Origin of the sequence: Thermus tenuipuniceus, assembly GCF_002964845.1 — a bacterium.
In the GTDB taxonomy this organism is placed as follows: Bacteria; Deinococcota; Deinococci; order Deinococcales; family Thermaceae; genus Thermus; species Thermus tenuipuniceus.
Genome location: NZ_PRDA01000083.1, coordinates 1 through 1,677, shown reverse-complemented (window position 1 = coordinate 1,677; position 1,677 = coordinate 1). Strand labels below are relative to the sequence as shown.

3 protein-coding genes are annotated in these 1,677 nt (G+C 65.7%); 2 read left to right on the top strand and 1 reads right to left on the bottom strand.

Annotated elements, in window-relative coordinates:
• Positions 1 to 265: 265 nt before the first annotated feature.
• Both C2847_RS12090 and C2847_RS12085 read left to right on the top strand, forming a co-directional pair.
• Positions 266 to 802, top strand: a complete 537-nt coding sequence (locus C2847_RS12090; protein ID WP_128415183.1) for a hypothetical protein — start codon at positions 266 to 268, stop codon at positions 800 to 802.
• A 29-nt stretch (positions 803 to 831) separates the two neighbouring features.
• The gene (locus C2847_RS12085; protein ID WP_105318569.1) at positions 832 to 1,257 is read left to right on the top strand and encodes a hypothetical protein; all 426 of its coding nucleotides are present in this window, start codon (positions 832 to 834) and stop codon (positions 1,255 to 1,257) included.
• Here C2847_RS12085 and C2847_RS12080 read toward each other — a convergent pair.
• A partial coding sequence (locus C2847_RS12080) for a transposase (protein ID WP_208619960.1) occupies positions 1,240 to 1,677 on the bottom strand: 438 nt, incomplete at its 5' end. The two genes, C2847_RS12085 and C2847_RS12080, sit on opposite strands and share 18 nt — an antisense overlap.

Here is a 1,677-nt window from a genome sequence, read left to right as displayed (position 1 = left end):
ATAATGCAGAAGGCCGCTATGATGCGCGAAAGCATAGCGGCCACTATTTTTTCAGGCCTGGGGGTAGGTGGCAACTTGGGTTATGAAAAGGTTTGCGGTCCTTCTAACGCTTAGCCTTATGGGGGTCGGGTTAGCGCAGGGCGTACGCAGCCTGGGAATGGGTGGCGTTCTCTTACCGGGCCCCTCGTTGTCAGGGGTCAACCCCGCCTACGCCGCCTTCCCCAACCAATGGGGGCGCGAAGGGTTTTCCCTCCCAGTAGGGCTCTTGCGCTTCCTGCCCACCTTCAGCGACACCAGCCCCTTCACCTACTTCACCGACCCCAACGCCTTTCGCACCTCCTTTGACCTCCTGAGCTTCTACGACCAAGCCTCCCACCTGGGGAGCTTTCTTCTGAACCCCGCCAGGAGCCCCGACGAGGTGGTTTTCCGCCTAAGCGCTGGGAGCGTCAGCCTAACGGATGGCCAGGGCAATAACCTCTTGCCCTCGTTCCAGATGGGGTCGGCCCCAGAAAAACCCACGGCCCTGATCCCCTCCCCCCTCCTGACCATCAGCCTGGACCTTGGGCCGGGAACCTACCTCGCCTTCGGTCCCTTCGTGGGCACGCAGGGGGTACGGGTGCTTCCGAGCCCGGACCTGGCTCGGGCGCTGGCAGGGGGTTCCCTGGACCCCTGCAAGGCCAGCAACCCCTCCCCTTGCTACCTGGAGGCTGGGGGAAGCTTTGCCTCAGGGCTAAGCCTGGCCCTAGGGTTCGCCACCCCCCTCCCGGAAGTGCCCGGCGTGGGCCGGGTGTACCTGGGGTAAGGGGCGAGGGCTTTTACGGCCTGGGATATGTGGAGGCCTCGGGCAAGGCCCGGCCCACCTTTGACCCAGACGGCAACGTGAACGGAGCAAGTTACGAGGCCCGCTATTTTCTGAGCTACCCCGAGTACTTGGAGGGCACCTTGGGTCTGGGCGGGGGCGGCCTGGGATACGGGTTGCGGACCGACCTGGGGGTGGCCTTGGACGGAGGTACCTACGCCGTTGGCCTTGGGGTGCGCAACCTCCTGGGGTTCAGTCAGTGGAGCGGAGTGGAAGTGGAGGTAAAAGACGGCACCGAGACCCGCACCCCCGCCACCAAACGCTCGGACGTTTCGGCCCCCGCCTTCTTGCTGAACGGAGCCTACCGCATCCCCCTAGAAGCGGGAGAACTCCTCTTGGCCGCTGACGCCAGCTTCGGGGCCACCGCCCCCGCCTTCCACCTAAGTGGCCACGCATAGACTTTGCCCCACACCCCTCTCCAAGCGCTCCTGCAACTCCCTCAAAGCCCCCTCCACCGCTCTCCGCAGCTCCTCCACCCTCCCGTAGTACCGCCGCGGCAGCAACCACCCCTTCACCCGCCGCCACACCCTCTCCACCGGGTTGTACTGCGGGCTGTACCGCGGCAGGTACACCACCTCCATTCCCCGCCTACGCCACCTCTCCCTCCCCTCCCTGAAACCCCGCGACCGGTGAAAGGGCGCGTTGTCCAACACCACCACCCCCCTCACCCCCTCCCCCTCCACCACCCGGCTCAGCCCCTCCAGGTACGCCACCACCTCCCCCGTCCGGCAAACCCCAGGAAGCAAGCCGTACCCCAGCCGCCACCTACCCTCCCCCAACCACTCCAGGTGGGCCACCACATTCACCCGCCCCGCCTT